Annotated in this window: 8 protein-coding genes; 5 read left to right on the forward strand and 3 right to left on the reverse strand. The window is 59.6% G+C overall.

Annotation, left to right across the window (positions count from 1 at the left end):
* Positions 1-58: 58 nt before the first annotated feature.
* Together HB376_RS19640 and HB376_RS19645 are read left to right on the forward strand one after the other, a co-directional pair.
* On the forward strand, positions 59-613 hold the full coding sequence (locus tag HB376_RS19640) for a general stress protein (protein WP_213765339.1): 555 nt from the start codon (positions 59-61) through the stop codon (positions 611-613).
* Positions 614-697: 84 nt separating this feature from the next.
* Positions 698-3,136, forward strand: coding sequence for an HAD-IC family P-type ATPase (locus HB376_RS19645; protein WP_213765340.1), 2,439 nt, complete (start codon positions 698-700; stop codon positions 3,134-3,136).
* A gap of 84 nt (positions 3,137-3,220) precedes the next feature.
* On the opposite strand, the gene HB376_RS19650 is transcribed toward HB376_RS19645, so the two are convergent.
* Entirely contained in the window at positions 3,221-6,997 is a 3,777-nt protein-coding gene (locus HB376_RS19650; RefSeq protein WP_213765341.1) for a chemotaxis protein CheB, read from the reverse strand.
* Positions 6,998-7,249: 252 nt separating this feature from the next.
* Positions 7,250-8,797, reverse strand: coding sequence for a methyl-accepting chemotaxis protein (locus HB376_RS19655; protein WP_213765342.1), 1,548 nt, complete (start codon positions 8,795-8,797; stop codon positions 7,250-7,252).
* 865 nt (positions 8,798-9,662) lie between these two features.
* On the opposite strand from HB376_RS19655, the gene nadC reads away from it, so the two are divergent.
* From nadC to HB376_RS19670, 3 genes are all read left to right on the forward strand, one after another.
* Positions 9,663-10,499, forward strand: a complete 837-nt coding sequence (gene nadC / locus HB376_RS19660) for a carboxylating nicotinate-nucleotide diphosphorylase (protein WP_213765343.1) — start codon at positions 9,663-9,665, stop codon at positions 10,497-10,499.
* A 7-nt stretch (positions 10,500-10,506) separates the two neighbouring features.
* The gene (gene phnN, locus HB376_RS19665) at positions 10,507-12,312 is read left to right on the forward strand and encodes a phosphonate metabolism protein/1,5-bisphosphokinase (PRPP-forming) PhnN (RefSeq protein WP_213765344.1); all 1,806 of its coding nucleotides are present in this window, start codon (positions 10,507-10,509) and stop codon (positions 12,310-12,312) included.
* 123 nt (positions 12,313-12,435) lie between these two features.
* Positions 12,436-13,797 (forward strand): MFS transporter, encoded by a 1,362-nt coding sequence (locus tag HB376_RS19670; RefSeq protein ID WP_213765345.1) that lies wholly within the window; start codon positions 12,436-12,438, stop codon positions 13,795-13,797.
* 94 nt (positions 13,798-13,891) lie between these two features.
* Here HB376_RS19670 and HB376_RS19675 read toward each other — a convergent pair whose 3' ends face one another.
* On the reverse strand, positions 13,892-15,370 hold the full coding sequence (locus HB376_RS19675) for an HD domain-containing phosphohydrolase (RefSeq protein ID WP_213765346.1): 1,479 nt from the start codon (positions 15,368-15,370) through the stop codon (positions 13,892-13,894).
* Positions 15,371-15,433: the final 63 nt, after the last annotated feature.

Here is a 15,433-nt window from a genome sequence, read left to right on the forward strand (position 1 = left end):
AAGGGTTTGCACCCGCGAACCTTTTTGCGCCCTATCCAATGCGTTAAAGGAGAAGCAAATGACCGGCAACGACGTTCTGATCGCCACGTTCAATGACCACACCGAAGCCGATGCGGCTGTCCGAAAGCTCATTGAAAACGGCTTCGACATGAAACATTTCAGTGTGGTCGGCAAGGGCTATCACACTGAAGAAAAAGTGGTCGGTTTCTACAATACCGGCGACCGCATGAAGATATGGGGCAAATACGGCGCGTTCTGGGGAGCTCTATGGGGCGCCTTGTTCGGTGGTGTCTTCCTGACATTGCCGATCATCGGACCGGTCGTCGTGGTCGGTTATCTTGCGTCCATCGTGGTATCCGCTCTTGAAGGCGCGGTGGTGGTAGGCGGTGTCAGCGCCCTGGGCGCCGCGCTCTTCAACGCAGGCGTTCCGAAGGATCACGTGATCCATTACGAGACCGCGCTCCAGGCAAACGGATTTATTGTCATGGCGAACGGCCCGGCCGAAGAGATGGCGCGCGCCCGTGCAATCCTGCAAACGCATCAACCGGCACGGCTGGACCTTCACGAAGGGGCCGCACCTGCCAACGAAGCGCCGGCAACAACAGCCCTCTGATCTGACTCGACCGCGTAACGCGATCCGCATCGGCACGCCGACCTGACATAGTCCGCATTCGCTCGCGGACGCTTGGAGCATCTGATGATTCAGTCGTCGACCAACTCGCAAGCCGGCGACAATTCCGGTCCTTCGGAGGGACATGACTCAAGCGCGGTGGTCGACGACCGCCGCCCGGTCCCGCCGCCCGGCCCCGAGGACCATGGCACCGCCGCCGTGCCATCCGGCCTCACGACTGAGGAGGCCGAGCGTCGTCTGAAGACCGAAGGCGCGAATGCGATAGCCGATGTTCGCCAGAGTCCCCTCTGGATGGCGGCCAAGAAATTATGGGCGCCCGTGCCCTGGATGCTTGAAGTCGCCATTATTTTTCAAGTGGCGCTGAAAGACTATGTTGGCGCGAGCATCGTCCTGTTGCTCTTGCTCTTCAACGCGGGTCTTGGCCTCTTTCAGGAGAGTCAGGCTCAAGCGACGGTCGACGCGCTCCGCTCGCGTCTTGCGTTGCTGGCCGCAGTCCGTCGTGACGGCAAATGGAAGACCGTGCCCGCTGCCGGCCTGGTGACTAACGATATCGTCAAGCTTTCGCTCGGGACGGTTGTCCCAGCCGATGTCGATCTGATCGACGGCTCCGTGTTGCTGGACCAGTCGATGCTGACCGGCGAGTCGGTGGCAATCGAATCGGGCGCGGGTGCTCATGCGTTCGCGGGCGCACTCGTGCGACGTGGCGAAGCCCTTGGAAAGGTGGTTGCAACAGGCGAACGCACCAAGTTTGGACGGACAGCGGAACTCGTTCGCACCGCCACGGCGGAGAGCTCGCAACAGAAAACCGTATTGCGAGTCGTGCGTAACCTTGTACTGTTCAACGGAGCCGTGACTGTTCTGCTGGGCGTGTATTCGTTCTTCGTCTCCATGCCGATCAGTGAGATGGTGCCTCTGCTTCTGGTCGCGATCCTGTCTTCAATTCCTGTGGCGTTGCCATCGATGTTCACCTTGGCCGCGGCTGTCGGCGCCCGGTCTCTCGCGAGCAGGGGTGTTCTGTCGACGCGCCTCTCGGCAGTCGACGAAGCAGCCGGTATCGACGTTCTCTGCTCCGATAAAACGGGTACCCTGACGCGCAACGAACTTGCGGTCATATCGATCAGCCCGATGCCTCCATTCGACGAAGCTCACCTGCTTGCGCTCGCCGCGCTTGCGAGCTCGGACGGTGGCCAGGACGCGGTCGACGCCGCCATTCGCGGCGCGTCCTCAGCCAAGCCGATCCCGGACGCGCCGGCGTTGGTCAAGTTCGTGCCGTTCGATCCGGCCTTGAAGCGCTCCGAGGCCACGCTACGCACGCCGGACGGCGCGCCGTTGCACGTTGTAAAAGGAGCCTTTGCGACCATCTCTTCGTTGACACCTTCTTGCGCGGCCGCTGCAACGGAAGCGGAGAAACTTGAGGCGAAGGGATTACGGGTATTGGCCGTGGCCTCGGGCCCACCCGGAGCCCTCGTCATGGCTGGAATAATCGGCCTCAGCGACCCGCCGCGCGACGACTCTGCCGCGCTGATCACTCAGCTCGGCGGGCTCGGTGTGAGAACGGTCATGGTGACGGGCGACGCTCGCAAGACTGCCGAAACCGTCGCGGCCCTGGTCGGCATTACCGGGAAAACCTGGGCCACCACACCGTTGCCCGAAGACATCGATGCAGAGTCCTACTCGATCTACACAGGTGTCCTGCCAGAGGACAAATACCAGCTCGTCAAAGTGCTGCAGAAGCACGGCCATATCGTCGGGATGTGCGGCGACGGAGCGAACGACGCGCCGGCGCTGCGCCAGGCGCAAATGGGTATCGCCGTGTTGAGCGCCACGGACGTGGCAAAGTCGGCGGCAGGCGTCGTGCTGACCGAGGCGGGTCTGGGTGGCATCGTCGCCCTGGTCGAGGAAGGCCGCACCACCTTCCAGCGCATCCTGACCTATACGCTGCGCTCAATCATCCACAAGATCGTGCAGGTCCTGTTTCTCGCGGCCGGCCTGCTCATGACCGGTCACGCGATACTGACGCCCGCACTCATGGTGCTCATGATGGTGACAGGCGACTTTCTCGCCATGTCGTCATCCACCGATAATGTGCGGCCCTCGCCGCGCCCGAACATCTGGCATATACGCAACCTGACGCTGGCGGGCATTGCAATGGGCATGATCGATCTGCTCTTCTGCGTAGGAACGCTCGCGACCGGCAAGTTCGTACTGGGTCTCGATACAGACGCACTGCGAACCGTTGCCGTCGTCACGTTGGTGTTCAGCGGACAGGCCGTGTTTTACGTCGCACGGGAACGGCAGCGTATGTGGAGCTCCGCGCCCGGACGATGGCTGGTCGCGTCCTCGGTCGCAGACGTGGCGATCATTACGGTGCTTGCGTCAAATGGACTGCTCATGACGGCGTTGCCGCTGCAGCTCATTGCAGCCGTGTTAGGCGCCGCTGTCGTGCTGGCCGTCGTTCTGGATAGCGCAAAGATTGTGCTCTTTCGCCGCTTGGCCGTTACTTGAACGCAGGCAAGTCCATTATGACGTCCCTTCCCTTGCTTCAACACGCTCACCACTAGCGCGCCAGGAGCTGCGCGGCGTCGGCTACTAGCGACTGCGTCTATCGCGGCACAACGCGACCAGGGCGCTCAACTGGCTGAGGTCGGCCGGCTTGATCAGGTGGTGGTCGAAACCCGCTTGCGTGGCTCGCTGAAGATGCTCCTCCTCGCCGTACCCGCTATGGGCAATCAGCAAGGTGTCATGTTGACCCGGCATCGAACGTATCCGGCGAGCGACCTCGTAGCCATCCATTTCAGGCAGGCCGATATCGAGCAACACCACCTCGGGTTTGAATTGTTCGACACAGAGAAGCGCGGATGGACCGTCGCGCGCGGTTTGCACCTCGTGTCCGTCGATCCTTAGCAAAGCAGCGCTGCTCTCCAGCGCATCAAGGTTGTCGTCCACCACAAGCACGCGCATGGCGCCGAGCGACGGTGCGCAATGAAGCGCCACATGCACCGGCTCCTCAGCCACCGTGCCGCGCGGCATGGCGGGCAGGCGCACCACGAACTTGCTGCCCCGGTCGGGCCCTTCGCTGTATGCGCGCACGTCGCCGCCATGCAATCCGACCAGGCGATGCACCAGCGCGAGGCCAAGACCGAGACCCGCGGCCTTGCGATCCAGCGAACGTTCGGCCTGCACAAAGATATCGAAGATCGTCGGAATGAGTTCGGCCGTCATGCCAATGCCGCTGTCGACCATGGTCAGGACCGCGTCGTCGAGATAGCGCTCAATCGAAATCCGGATATGACCGCCGTGCGGCGTGTATTTGATCGCGTTGCCCAACAGGTTGGTCACGACCTGTTCGACCCGCATCGCGTCACCGTTGATGGGTAGCACACCGGTTGGAAAAGCCAATGTGATTTCATGCGCATAAGCCTCGAATTCCGGACGCATGGCCTCGATCGCTCGACGCACCGTCTCGACGAGGTCAATCGGCTCGGTCTTGAGAATGATGATGCCCCGCGTGATTCGCGACACATCCAGCAGATCCTCGACCAGACGGATCTCGTGGTCGAGTTGCCGCTGTGCGCCCAAGCGGGCAATCTTCTGCATTTCCTTGTCAGCGCTGTCCCGCTCCCAAACCTGCAGACCGTTGCGAATGGCTGCGAGCGGATTGCGCAACTCATGCGCGAGCATGGCGAGGAACTCGTCTTTTTGTTGATCCGCCGATTGCAAGCGGCCGAATGCCTGGTGCTGCTGGGTTACATCGGAGATCGTAAGCAGGATCAACGCTTGCGCGGGCCATGCAATGCGCATGGCGCTGAGTTGCATTGTCCGTAGCCCGATGCCCGGGAATTCGTGCGTGATCTGATAGTCGCGAACGCTGGTCCTTTGCGGCACGAGTTCCTCGAGCAGCTCACGCAGCGCGGGAATATTCCACTGCTCATTACCCAGGTCATACAGCTTCGTGCCGATGGTCTTGTCGGGTGATGTCTGGAAGGTCTGGTAAAACGCGCGGTTCGCCAAAGTGATCTTCAGGTCCGCCTCGAGCACGAGCAACGGTTCGGACATGGTCTCGACAATTGCTTGCGAGAAGTCGCGCGCGCGTTCGACCTCGTCGTTCGCGGTCTTGAGCTCATGGTTGCGATACCGCAGCTCGTCATTGGTCGTCGTCAACTCTTCGTTAACGGATTGCAGCTCTTCCTTGGCGGTCTCGAGTTCTTCGTTGGTGCTCTGGAATTCCTCATTGCTCGACAGCAGTTCCTCTTCGCTTGCCCGCAGGTCCTCCCGTGCTCGCTCATGTTCCTCGAGTATCGCCAGTAAATGCCGGTGGCTGCCCTCGAGTTCGGCGTCCAGCCTCGCGATTTCAAGGTCCTTCTCGCTGTGGGCTTCGCGCTCGGGCTGCCCCTTGACTTGCCGAAAAGCCTGCGCCACGAAGTTTGTCAGCGGTGCGCGCCCCGGCTTGGGCGATAGTCTTACGCCTTCGGCAGGCGCTTCGAAGAAGATCAGATACCAACGTCCCGGCACGCCCGCGATCTGTACCGGATGCACCTCGAGCGTCACGCTTGCAGCGGCGTTTAAACGCAGACTCGCCTTGCGGATAACGGTGGCTTCGCGGCGCGCCCGTCTGACAGCCTCGTCGATCGCGAGGAAAATTTCCGGCCGTGCGAGCCGCTTGAGACTGCTGCTGGGCGGTCCGTTCGGATTGGCCAGATACGCCGAGGTATCGCCGCGAAACTCGAGAACATTCAGTTCGTCGTCGCATAGCACGCTCGGCGGCGTGTACCGTTCCAAAGTCATGCGATTGACCTCGTTACGCAGCAACTCGGCACGCGTCGGGACCTCGCGACCGCCGTTCGAGGGTCTGGTGGAAACAAACGATTGCGGCATCACCGTCGACGCAGGCAGGCCCATCCTCGGACGTCCGGGACTGGGGTTCTTGCTATAGAGCTTGCTCGACACGCTGGGAATCACGCTGAATAGCTCAGACGACGCACCCACCGATTCCGACGGTCCCAGCATAAGTACGCCATCGGGCGCCAGCGCGTAATGAAACAGCGGCATGACTGTCCGCTGCAGCACGGGATCCAGGTAGATCAGCAGGTTGCGGCAGCTGATCAGGTCGATCCTCGAAAACGGCGGATCGGTCGCCACGTTGTGGCGGGCGAACGTGCAGAGGCTCCTGACCGACTTGCTGACACAGTAGTGGTCACCATCGCGCACAAAGAACCGCTCAAGCCGCTCGGGAGACACATTGCGTGCGATGTTCTCGATATAGCGGCCCGCGCGTGCGGTTTCCAGCGCATCGACGCTGACATCGGAACCGAAGACCTGAATCTTGGTATCGGCGAGACGATCGCCCAGATACTCCACGAGGCAGATGGCGATCGAGTACGCCTCCTCTCCACTCGCGCAACCGGGTACCCAGATGCGGATGCCTGGCGGTGCATCATGGTCGCTGATCAGGCGCGGAAAGACGGTTCGGAGCAGGTCGTCGAAGGTTGCCGGATCGCGGAAAAATTCGGTCACGCGAATCAGCAGGTCACGGCCCAGTGCGAGCGTTTCAGCGGCATCGGACCCGAGCAGGGCAACATAGTCCGAGACCGAGGTCATTTCGCGCAATGCCATCCGGCGCGATAACCTGCGTTGGACCGTGCCGCGCTTGTAGTAGGTGAAGTCGATGTTGCAGGCGTTGCGCAACAGGCGAAACAGAGGGCGCAGGCTCTGGTCCCCGGGGTCCGTTGCCGGCCCCATGGATTCGAGCTCGTCCAGTGCGCGGCTGGAAAAGCGCCCGACGCGCGCGATTTCGCGTGCGATCTCACGCGGTGCAAGCACGCTGTCGACACAACCGAGTCCCATGGCCGCGAGCGGCATGCTGCTGTGGCGCGCCGACGCCGTGTCCTGTGCGAACGTAATGCCGCCCCCGCCTTGAATAGCCTGTAGGCCGAGCGCGCCATCCGAGCCGTTACCGGAAAGAATCACGCCGATCGCATTGACGCCCAGGTCGCTCGCGAGCGAATCGAACAGGTCGTCGATCGGCATGGGCGGCCCCAGGGTCTCTCCCCGCGGTTGCAGCCTGATACGGTGCTGCGCGATCGACATGCTCTTGTTGGGCGGGATCACGTAGACATGGTCTGTTTCAATGGCCATGCCGTCGGTCGCTTCAATGACCGGCATTGAAGTGTGTTTCGACAGGATCTCCGGAAGCAGGCTGGGCCGAAACGGTGCGAGATGCTGGACGACCAGGAAGGCCATTCCGCAGGACGGCGCGATGGCACCGAGCAACTCCGAGATGGCCTCGAGTCCGCCTGCGGAAGCGCCAATTCCCACCACCGTGAAAGATTGAGTGGTTGCTTCGTCTGCTGTAGCACGAGTTGTCACTGCTGCTCCTGTGACGAAGTGCGGTCGAATTCCATTCGCCGGCTCTTGCCGCGTGACAAGGAGCGAAAAACGAAGCTGGCCATCCAACGTAATTTTTTGAAGGGCGAAGAAGCTGATCCGGCGATTCACAGGGCGTGAACCGCCGCAAAGCGAAGACTGGCTGGCCGTTCCCCAATTATGCACCAGTCTGCTTAACCGGGCGCTTATGGGGCCATTGTTTATCGCTGGTTTATCGCGTGCGTGCGGATAAACTCAGTCGACCTGAAAAGCAGCCACACTCTCCACAAGTCCATGAGCTTGCTCGCGCATTGACACTGCAGCCGCTGCCGCCTGCTCCACAAGCGCCGCGTTTCGTTGCGTTACTTCGTCCATCTGGGTAACGGCCCGATTGACTTGTTCGATCCCGTCGCTTTGCTCCTCGGAGGCCGACGCGATCTCCTTCATGATCGCGGTGACTCGTTGAACCGAAACCAGTATCTCTTTCATGCACTGGCCGGCGCTATCGACGAGCGTGGCGCCGCTCTGAACGCGACCATTCGAATGCTCGATCAATCTCTTGATGTCTTTGGAGGCGGTCGATGAACGCTGCGCGAGATTCCGGACTTCGGATGCAACAACCGCGAATCCCCTGCCATGTTCACCGGCCCGCGCGGCCTCGACAGCCGCGTTGAGTGCGAGGATATTGGTTTGGAACGCGATCCCTTCGATCATCCCAAGGATCTCCCCAATCTGTTTCGTACTGCTGGTGATCTCATCCATGGTCGCGACGACTTCCGAAACGACGTCGTTACCTCGATTCGCGATGGAAAAGGCATCGCCGGCGAGCACCGAAGCTTGTCGCGCGTTGTCGGCATTCTGTCTCACCGCCGACGTAAGCTCCTCCATGCTTGCAGCAGTTTCCTCCAACGACGCGGCCTGCCCCTCGGTTCTTCTTGACAGGTCAGCGTTGCCCGACGATATCTCATCTGTTGACGTTCCAATGGAATTCGCCGCGCCGATAATCGCGACCACCGCCTGACGCAGTTGCGCCTGCATCTCTTGAAGCTTGAACAGAAGGCTGCCCCGATCGCCGGCTTGCAGGTCTATGTGCTGCGCGAGGTTACCCCCTGCTGTAGCGCCCACGACCTGCGCTGCATACTCCGGCGAGCCACCTAGCGAACGGTTTAGCCTTCGGTTCACAAGGTACACAACACCAGACAGCATGGCCGCGATGATGGCGACGAGCACGACCAACTGGCGCAGCGATGCGTTGAATGCCTCGTCGATGTCATCCAGGTAAGCACCCGTCACGAACGACCAATCCCAGGGCTTAAAGGTGGCGATGTGGCTGCGCTTTCGAACGGGTTCTTTCGAACCGAGCCGTGGCGTAGCATAGTCAACGAACCCATCGCCAGACCCCTTCGCGATTGCAGCCATCGCGCGGTACACGTACTTCCCGTTGGAATCCTGATAGTCGCCAAAGTACTTGCCCTCGGTTTCCGGCTTGGAAGGGTTCATGACGGCATGACAATCTGAATCGACGATGGATACGTACCCGTCGGCGCCATAACGGATCGCTCGCAATTGCGCGAGTGCCTGCTTCTTCGCTTCAGGCGTCGACAAGGTTCCGTCAGCGGCCAGCGCCGCATAACGGCGCGTGATGCTCATTGCTATATCTCCGGCGTCCTTCAACGAATGCTGTCTTTCTTCCAGACGGACCTCGCGAGTCTGGTAAGCCCCGAAACCCGCCACGGAGATCAGGCAAATCAGGGCGAGCGCCAAAGGAATCCACAACTGTTGCTGAAATGTAAGGCGTTTCATGAGGTCTTTATAGAGTCGTGTACTAAGCGTTGTACGGCACGAAACCCGGATACTTGATAGTTCCCGCCGAGTTCTTCGATGTTTTTCAGATTCCCGCCTTGCTGCAGAGCGCGCTTCACTCCCTCCATGTCCTGCGCTCGCCAACAGTCTGTTGTCCAGGTTGGTTGAATAAAGTCATATCGAGTGTACACATTGAATTTTTCCTGAAGAAGATCATTTCCATGCGTGCGACTTCAAATGGGGTATTCCCTTAAATGAGGCATTTAATAAGGGTTTTCACCAAACTAAAGCACACATGCACCAACAAAAATATACTTAGATATCTTGCCAAATTATAATGTGAACACTAGACTTTCAGAAATCAAACGCAACCTGATGCCGCGCTTCGGAGGAGTCGACCAGATGACAAAGACCTTGCGTATCGGGCAGATCCTTCCGCCGCTGTTACGGCCTGCCCATGCTGCGCGAATGGAACCTCGAACGCCTGGCGCCGGGCGCGTTGCTCGCCGGTCCTTACTGATAGCTATCGACACAAACGCGACACCGGATCAGGCAAGCTTTGAGTTCGTCACGGCCGCCGCCGTCTGTTCAACCTGCCCAGTGTCCGGGCCGGGCATAGCTTTTGAGCGTGGACGTTGTAATTGCAGGCGGAAACGACAGGTACATCAACGCCAGTAAGACTGCCTTACCACGCTGTCATGCTTGCGTTAAATCTTATCTATTTCGTAGTCCGATATTTTTTGTTCTCGATTTAAGGGGCACCCCTTCCGACGCCCTTGTCGATCAAAAAAGAATAAGCCGTGAGTCCTGACGCCCGGACCGATACAGCAGCAACAATTGTTTTTTCATACACTAGGAGATGGACATGTACGACGTATTTCAAACGGATCGCCTGATTGACATGTGGCTGACCGAGGACATTGGGTATTGTGACCTCACCGCACAGGTCATGATTGAAGCGAACGAAACGGGAGCATTCTTCATGAATGCACGCGAGGATCTGATCGTGGCGGGTATCGACGTCGCAGCACGGGTGTTCAAGCGCTACGATTCAACGCTCGACGTAGTCGTACGCGTCAAGGACGGTGACCACGTAAAGAAAGGGGCTGTGCTTCTTGACGTACGGGGAAATGCGCGAAGCGTACTGACCGCCGAGCGAACGGCGCTTAACATCCTGCAGCGCATGTCGGGCATTGCCAACCTCACCGCGGAGTATGTCAAGGCAGTCGCGGGAACGCGCGCACGATTGATCGACACACGCAAGACCACACCCGGTTTGCGCATGCTGGAGAAGCATGCGGTGACCTGCGGCGGGGGCTTGAACCACCGCCTCGGACTTGATAACGGCGTGATGATTAAAGACAATCACATTGCGGTTTGTGGCGGAATCACGAAGGCTGTGCAACGTGCGCGCCGCCAATTGCCGGTGTTGACGAAGCTCGAAGTGGAGTGCGACCGCATCGAGCAAGTCGAGGAAGCGCTGGAAGCCGGCGTTGACGTGATCATGCTCGACAACATGTCCGTCGAGGAAATGACGAAGGCCGTGAAGCTGGTCAATGGCCGTACGAAGCTTGAAGCGTCTGGCGGTATCAGCCTCGCAACCATCGGGGAAATATCGAAAACGGGCGTCGACTATATCTCCACGAGCAAGATAAACCAGGCTTCGGTGTGCGTTGACATCGGTCTGGACGAGGCGGAGTAACAACCTCATGTCCGACGGAATTTTCTTTTTTGTGGTCGGCCCGAGTGGCGCCGGCAAAGACTCTCTCATTGACGGAGCGCGTGAAGTTCTCAGCGATTTCGTCTTTGCGCGTCGGGTAGTCACCCGGCCTCACGGCTCGCCGGGTGAAGATCACGAAGCGCTTAATGAAACCGAGTTCGCGCGTCTCGACTGCCAAGGAGAATTCCTTATTACCTGGTCGGCACACGGACTGAGGTACGGGTTGCGTCGTGATCTCCTCAATGCACTTTCGCAGGGGCATCACGTCATCGCGAATGGGTCACGAGCAATGATCGACGTGCTTTCAACTCGCGTGCCGCGGCTGGTGGTAGTCGAAGTGAGCGCGCCCGCTTCCGTGCTCGCCGCAAGAATTCTTGCGCGAGGCAGGGAAACCCCAGAGGAGGTTTTAAAACGCGTGGCGCGTCAGGTCGAACCGACCTCTGCTGACGTTGAGATATTGAAGGTATTAAATGACGGAACGCTTGAGCAGGGGATAGAACGTTTCGTCGCAGCGCTTGGCCGTGCCACGCAACCTGCTCCGCCCAGCATGCGCGCCCTGAAGGCAAAGATCGCGGGCGAAGCACTGAACGAAGCTCAATATAGCGCTGTGCTCGACGACATTCTTGCACTGCGTTATTCGGACCGGGATATCAACGCGTTCCTTTTACACGCGTCGCAAAACCTGTCTGACGCCGAAGTGCTCGCGTTGGCAAAGGTGCGTTGCAAGCTGACGCCGCGCATCGTTTGGGACGAGCCAATGCTCGTTGACAAGCATTCAATGGGAGGCGTCCCAGGTAGCCGGATCACCTTGATCGTAGTCCCTATTGTGGCGGCGTTCGGGCTTGCAATGCCAAAGACGTCATCAAGAGCAATCACCTCTGCCGCAGGTACTGCCGACGCAATGGAAACGGTCACACGTGTCGATCTCACCAGCGCAGAGGTACGTCGTTGCGTCAGTGAAGCGCGCGCTTGTATTGCATGGAACGGACGGTTGAATCACTCGTTGATTGACGATCGGATCAATGCATTTACCCGACCACTGGGCCTTGATTCAAACCGCTGGTCCGTTGCATCGATTCTATCCAAGAAGTGGTCGGCAGGATCCACGCACGTCATCATCGATCTTCCTTACGGTCCGCACGCCAAGCTGAAGGACGAACTCGAAGCACGCGCGTTAGGTGAGCTTTTCGAGTATGTCGCAGCGGGCCTGGGGTTGCGCGTCAAGGCCATGGTCACCGATGGCAGCAGCCCGATCGGGCGTGGCATCGGACCTGCGCTCGAGGTACGGGACGTCAAGCTGGTGCTGGACAACGACCCCGATGCACCCGCCGACCTGCGCGAAAAAGCCCTCCGTTTCGCCGCAGAGATTCTTGCTTGGGCACCGGCCGTAGGCACCGTTTCAAAGGGCCGGCAGATCGCGGAGTCGCTGCTTTCTTCCGGCCAGGCCCGAAGTGCATTCGAACGCATTGTCGATAGCCAGGGCCGGCGAGTACCGCCGGTTTTGCCGGCCAGGTTTGCACAAACGGTTGTGGCGCAGCAGGGAGGCGTCGTCTCCAGCATTGATGGCTGGGCCATCGCGGGAATTGCGCGAACAGCCGGCGCTCCGGCGGATCTGGGTGCCGGCGTAGATCTTCTTGCCGCAGTGGGTCAGCACGTCGAGCCCGGGGACGGACTATTTCGTATTCACGGCGCTGACGAAGGGCTTGTCTCGGCAGCGGCTTTGTTGGCCCAAACAACGTGCACGCATGACATCTGCGTTGACAGCATGAATAGCGTGCCCCTCCCCTCCGCTTGAGGCATGACGACCGGAAGGCGATTAGGAAACGATTAGGAAACGATTGAAAAGCAATTGGCAAGACCGCATCGGTAGCAGTGATTCCATAACAGCGCGTGGTTAATTATCCTTGGAGCAGTGAGAATGCCAAAAAGAAACGGCAATTTGCGGTGGGGGATTGTTTCGTTGCTAATCGCTCCCATCACCTTCGTCATGACGCTGGACCGCGCCGCGATGACGATCGCCGCCCCCACGATCCAGAAAGAGCTAGGGCTGTCGCTTGTCGAGATGTCAGTGATCCTGACTATCTATTTCTGGACGTACGCATTGGGACAGATCCCTGCGGGAAGGCTGGCCGAGCGTCATGGGTCCAGGAAGGTCCTGTTTGGAACGAGCGCACTTTGGTCCTTGATGATGATAGTGACGCCGTTCGGCGTGGGCTTTAACTGGCTGGTCGGCTGCCGCGCTCTGCTCGGAGGTGCACAATCCGCTGACTGGTCAAGCGGTGTGCTCGCGGTGAAACGCTGGTTCCCCAAGAATGAACGCGCGAAGGGTAACTCCTTTCTCCTGGCGGGGCTCTATCTTGGACCCATCATTTCCGCGCCACTTACTGCCTGGATGATCTTGCAGTTCGGCTGGCACTCCGTCTTTTATGTGTTCGGTGCAATAGGCCTCGTACTGGGAATCGCGTGGTGTTTCGGTTATCGCGATGTGCCGGCGCGGCATCCCCTGATTACCGCTGAGGAGGCAACCTATATTGCTGCGGGACAGTCGGAACCGGAGGCTGTCGCCAAAGGATTATTTCTGAAGTGTCTCCGGCATCCGCGGTTCTGGCTTTTCGGTATCCAGTACTTTTTGTTGGTCCTGATCCAGAGTTTCTACACGACCTGGCTACCAACCTATCTCATGCGCGCACGTGGACTCTCGCTTAAGTCCATGGGGTTTGCGGCGTCGCTTCCATGGATCGCCGTGTTCGTGGCGGTGTTCGTGGCGGGGATCGTATGCGACAAAATATTGAAGCGTACTCAATCGGTCTGGGCCGCTCGCGCTCCGGTCGCCATGGTGGGATTTCTTGTTAGCGCTATCGCCCTCTGTCTGGCTTCATATGCCGTGAATATTGCGGCCGTCGTTGGTTTCCTGTGCTTATCATTCGCTGCGGTGGGTTTTGTGCAAGTCGTCGTCTGGTCGGCAGCCCAGGACCTGGCGCGGGATTTTACCGGCGTGATGTCTGGCTGGACTAATCTGTGGGGAGCCGCATCGAACGTCGCGGGACCCGTTACCGTCGCTTTCATGGTGAAGCTCACCGGTAACTGGGGTAGCGCCTTGATAGTCATCGCACTGGCGGCCGCGTTAGGCACGGTGCTCTGGTTGTTCGTGCATCCTGAGAAGCCGCTGTTTGACACCCAGCAAGTCCCGGTTGCAGAGCCGTCTAAAGAGCTCATCAAGCAGGTGGCAAGCAGCAGCGACTTGAACCGTGATTTGACTTCGGATGAAGTGCGTCCCTGATGTCTGTTGCCCCCCGGGTTGCAAGTCAGCTGCTTCCCGGGGCGATACTCGTTGACCGGTGCCGATGTCAGCGCGGTCGAATGAGTCGCCTACGTCAAATCAATTTAAGCGTCGACGCCTTCAAGGTAGCCGCCGCACGCGTCGAGCAATCGAGCTTGCGGAACACGCTTTCGACGTGCGTGCGCACCGTGCTGGGACTTAGCTCAAGCGCCTTTGCCACCTCTTTGTTACTGGCGCCCAGGCTAATGTGACGAAGCACCTCCGATTCCCGAGGCGACAGAAGCGGTGCCTGGGCCGAGTGGGGTTTACTGCAAATTACGCCGCCGTCATACGCGTCATATTCATTCGAGATTAGCGCACTGACAATATCGGCATTGAATCGCCCTGCCAACGCCTGCTCGCGGAGCAAGGTTGCGGCATCTTCAGCGGAGTATGCCTCCCGCCAGGGACGCTTCGAGCGCAACGCGACCCAGGCGGCGGCCGCACCGAGCACCTGGCCTTCACGCGCAATGCCACCGCCTTCTGCGCCCCGGAAATAGCCTGAACCGTCCAGCCGCTCATAGGCAAGCGAAGCAATCTCCGATTCACGAGCGAGGGCACCGATCTGCTTGCCTGCGCGTGCGGTCCAGTAGGGGACCAGCCGCACTTTCTCCCAGGCTCCCGTGGGCAAACGGCCCGGTGTGTTCCATACCGAGTTCGGCACCGCCGCGCGTCCCATGCCGTGAATCAAGCCGGCGAGATACACGCGGCGCTGTGTCTCCTCGTCAAGGCCCAGGCGCGCGCAGCAAACCGCTGACGCGTTCGCCACGCGCCGTGAATAGCCCGCCATCCAGGGCAGCTTCAGGTCGATCACGTCAGCAATGATTTCCGGCGCGCTCGTTTGCTGCATCGGTTGAGTGTTCAAGGGTTCATCGCGCGCCGACGTACTCCACTGGTCAAGCTCGTTCAGCCATTTTGGCGCGCGAGATAATGCCAGTTGCGCAAGCGCTTGCGGATACTGATGACCGGCCTTCCGGGTTATCAGCACCTTTGCCTGCTCCACCCCGTAGATACGGCTGAAAATCTCGATATCGCCAGCCAGCGCGACGAGAAACACGGCGTCGGGCACGTTGCCGCCCTGCGTCTGATGCGGGAAACCGCAGCCATCCCAACTTTCGAAAATGTGCCGCAGCGCCACCTGGGTTGCTCCCGCTAGCCCGAGCATGCGCGCGACTTCGCCCGATACTTCGCAGTGAATCTGCGCCAGCGGCGTAATGGCCGCACCGAGCCGTCCCGATGATTCGTCGCCGGCCCATCCGGGCCGCATCGCAAGCATGTCCGCCCTGCTGCCGACGTCGTCTCCCAGCCACTCCGAGAAACCCGCTGCGTTTGCCGTGCAGCCCGACCACCGCAGCAGCGACACCTCCATGGCAACACCGCACTGCGTCTCGTCGTGGCCGGCGTCGGCGGCGAGCCGTCCCGCAAGCCAGCCGGTACGCATCGAATGATCGGTTGGCTGCCCCATGCTGAGGTCGCCGATAAACGCAAGCGCCTTGATGGCGTCCAGCACCCGGATAGCAGAGTCGTCTTGCATCAGTTTCGCCTCATTTTTCTCTTTTCTCTTTTCGCTTAGTGCGCTCGTTGGATCGGCACAGGC

Origin of the sequence: Caballeronia sp. dw_19, from assembly GCF_018449515.1 — a bacterium.
GTDB lineage: Bacteria > Pseudomonadota > Gammaproteobacteria > Burkholderiales > Burkholderiaceae > Caballeronia.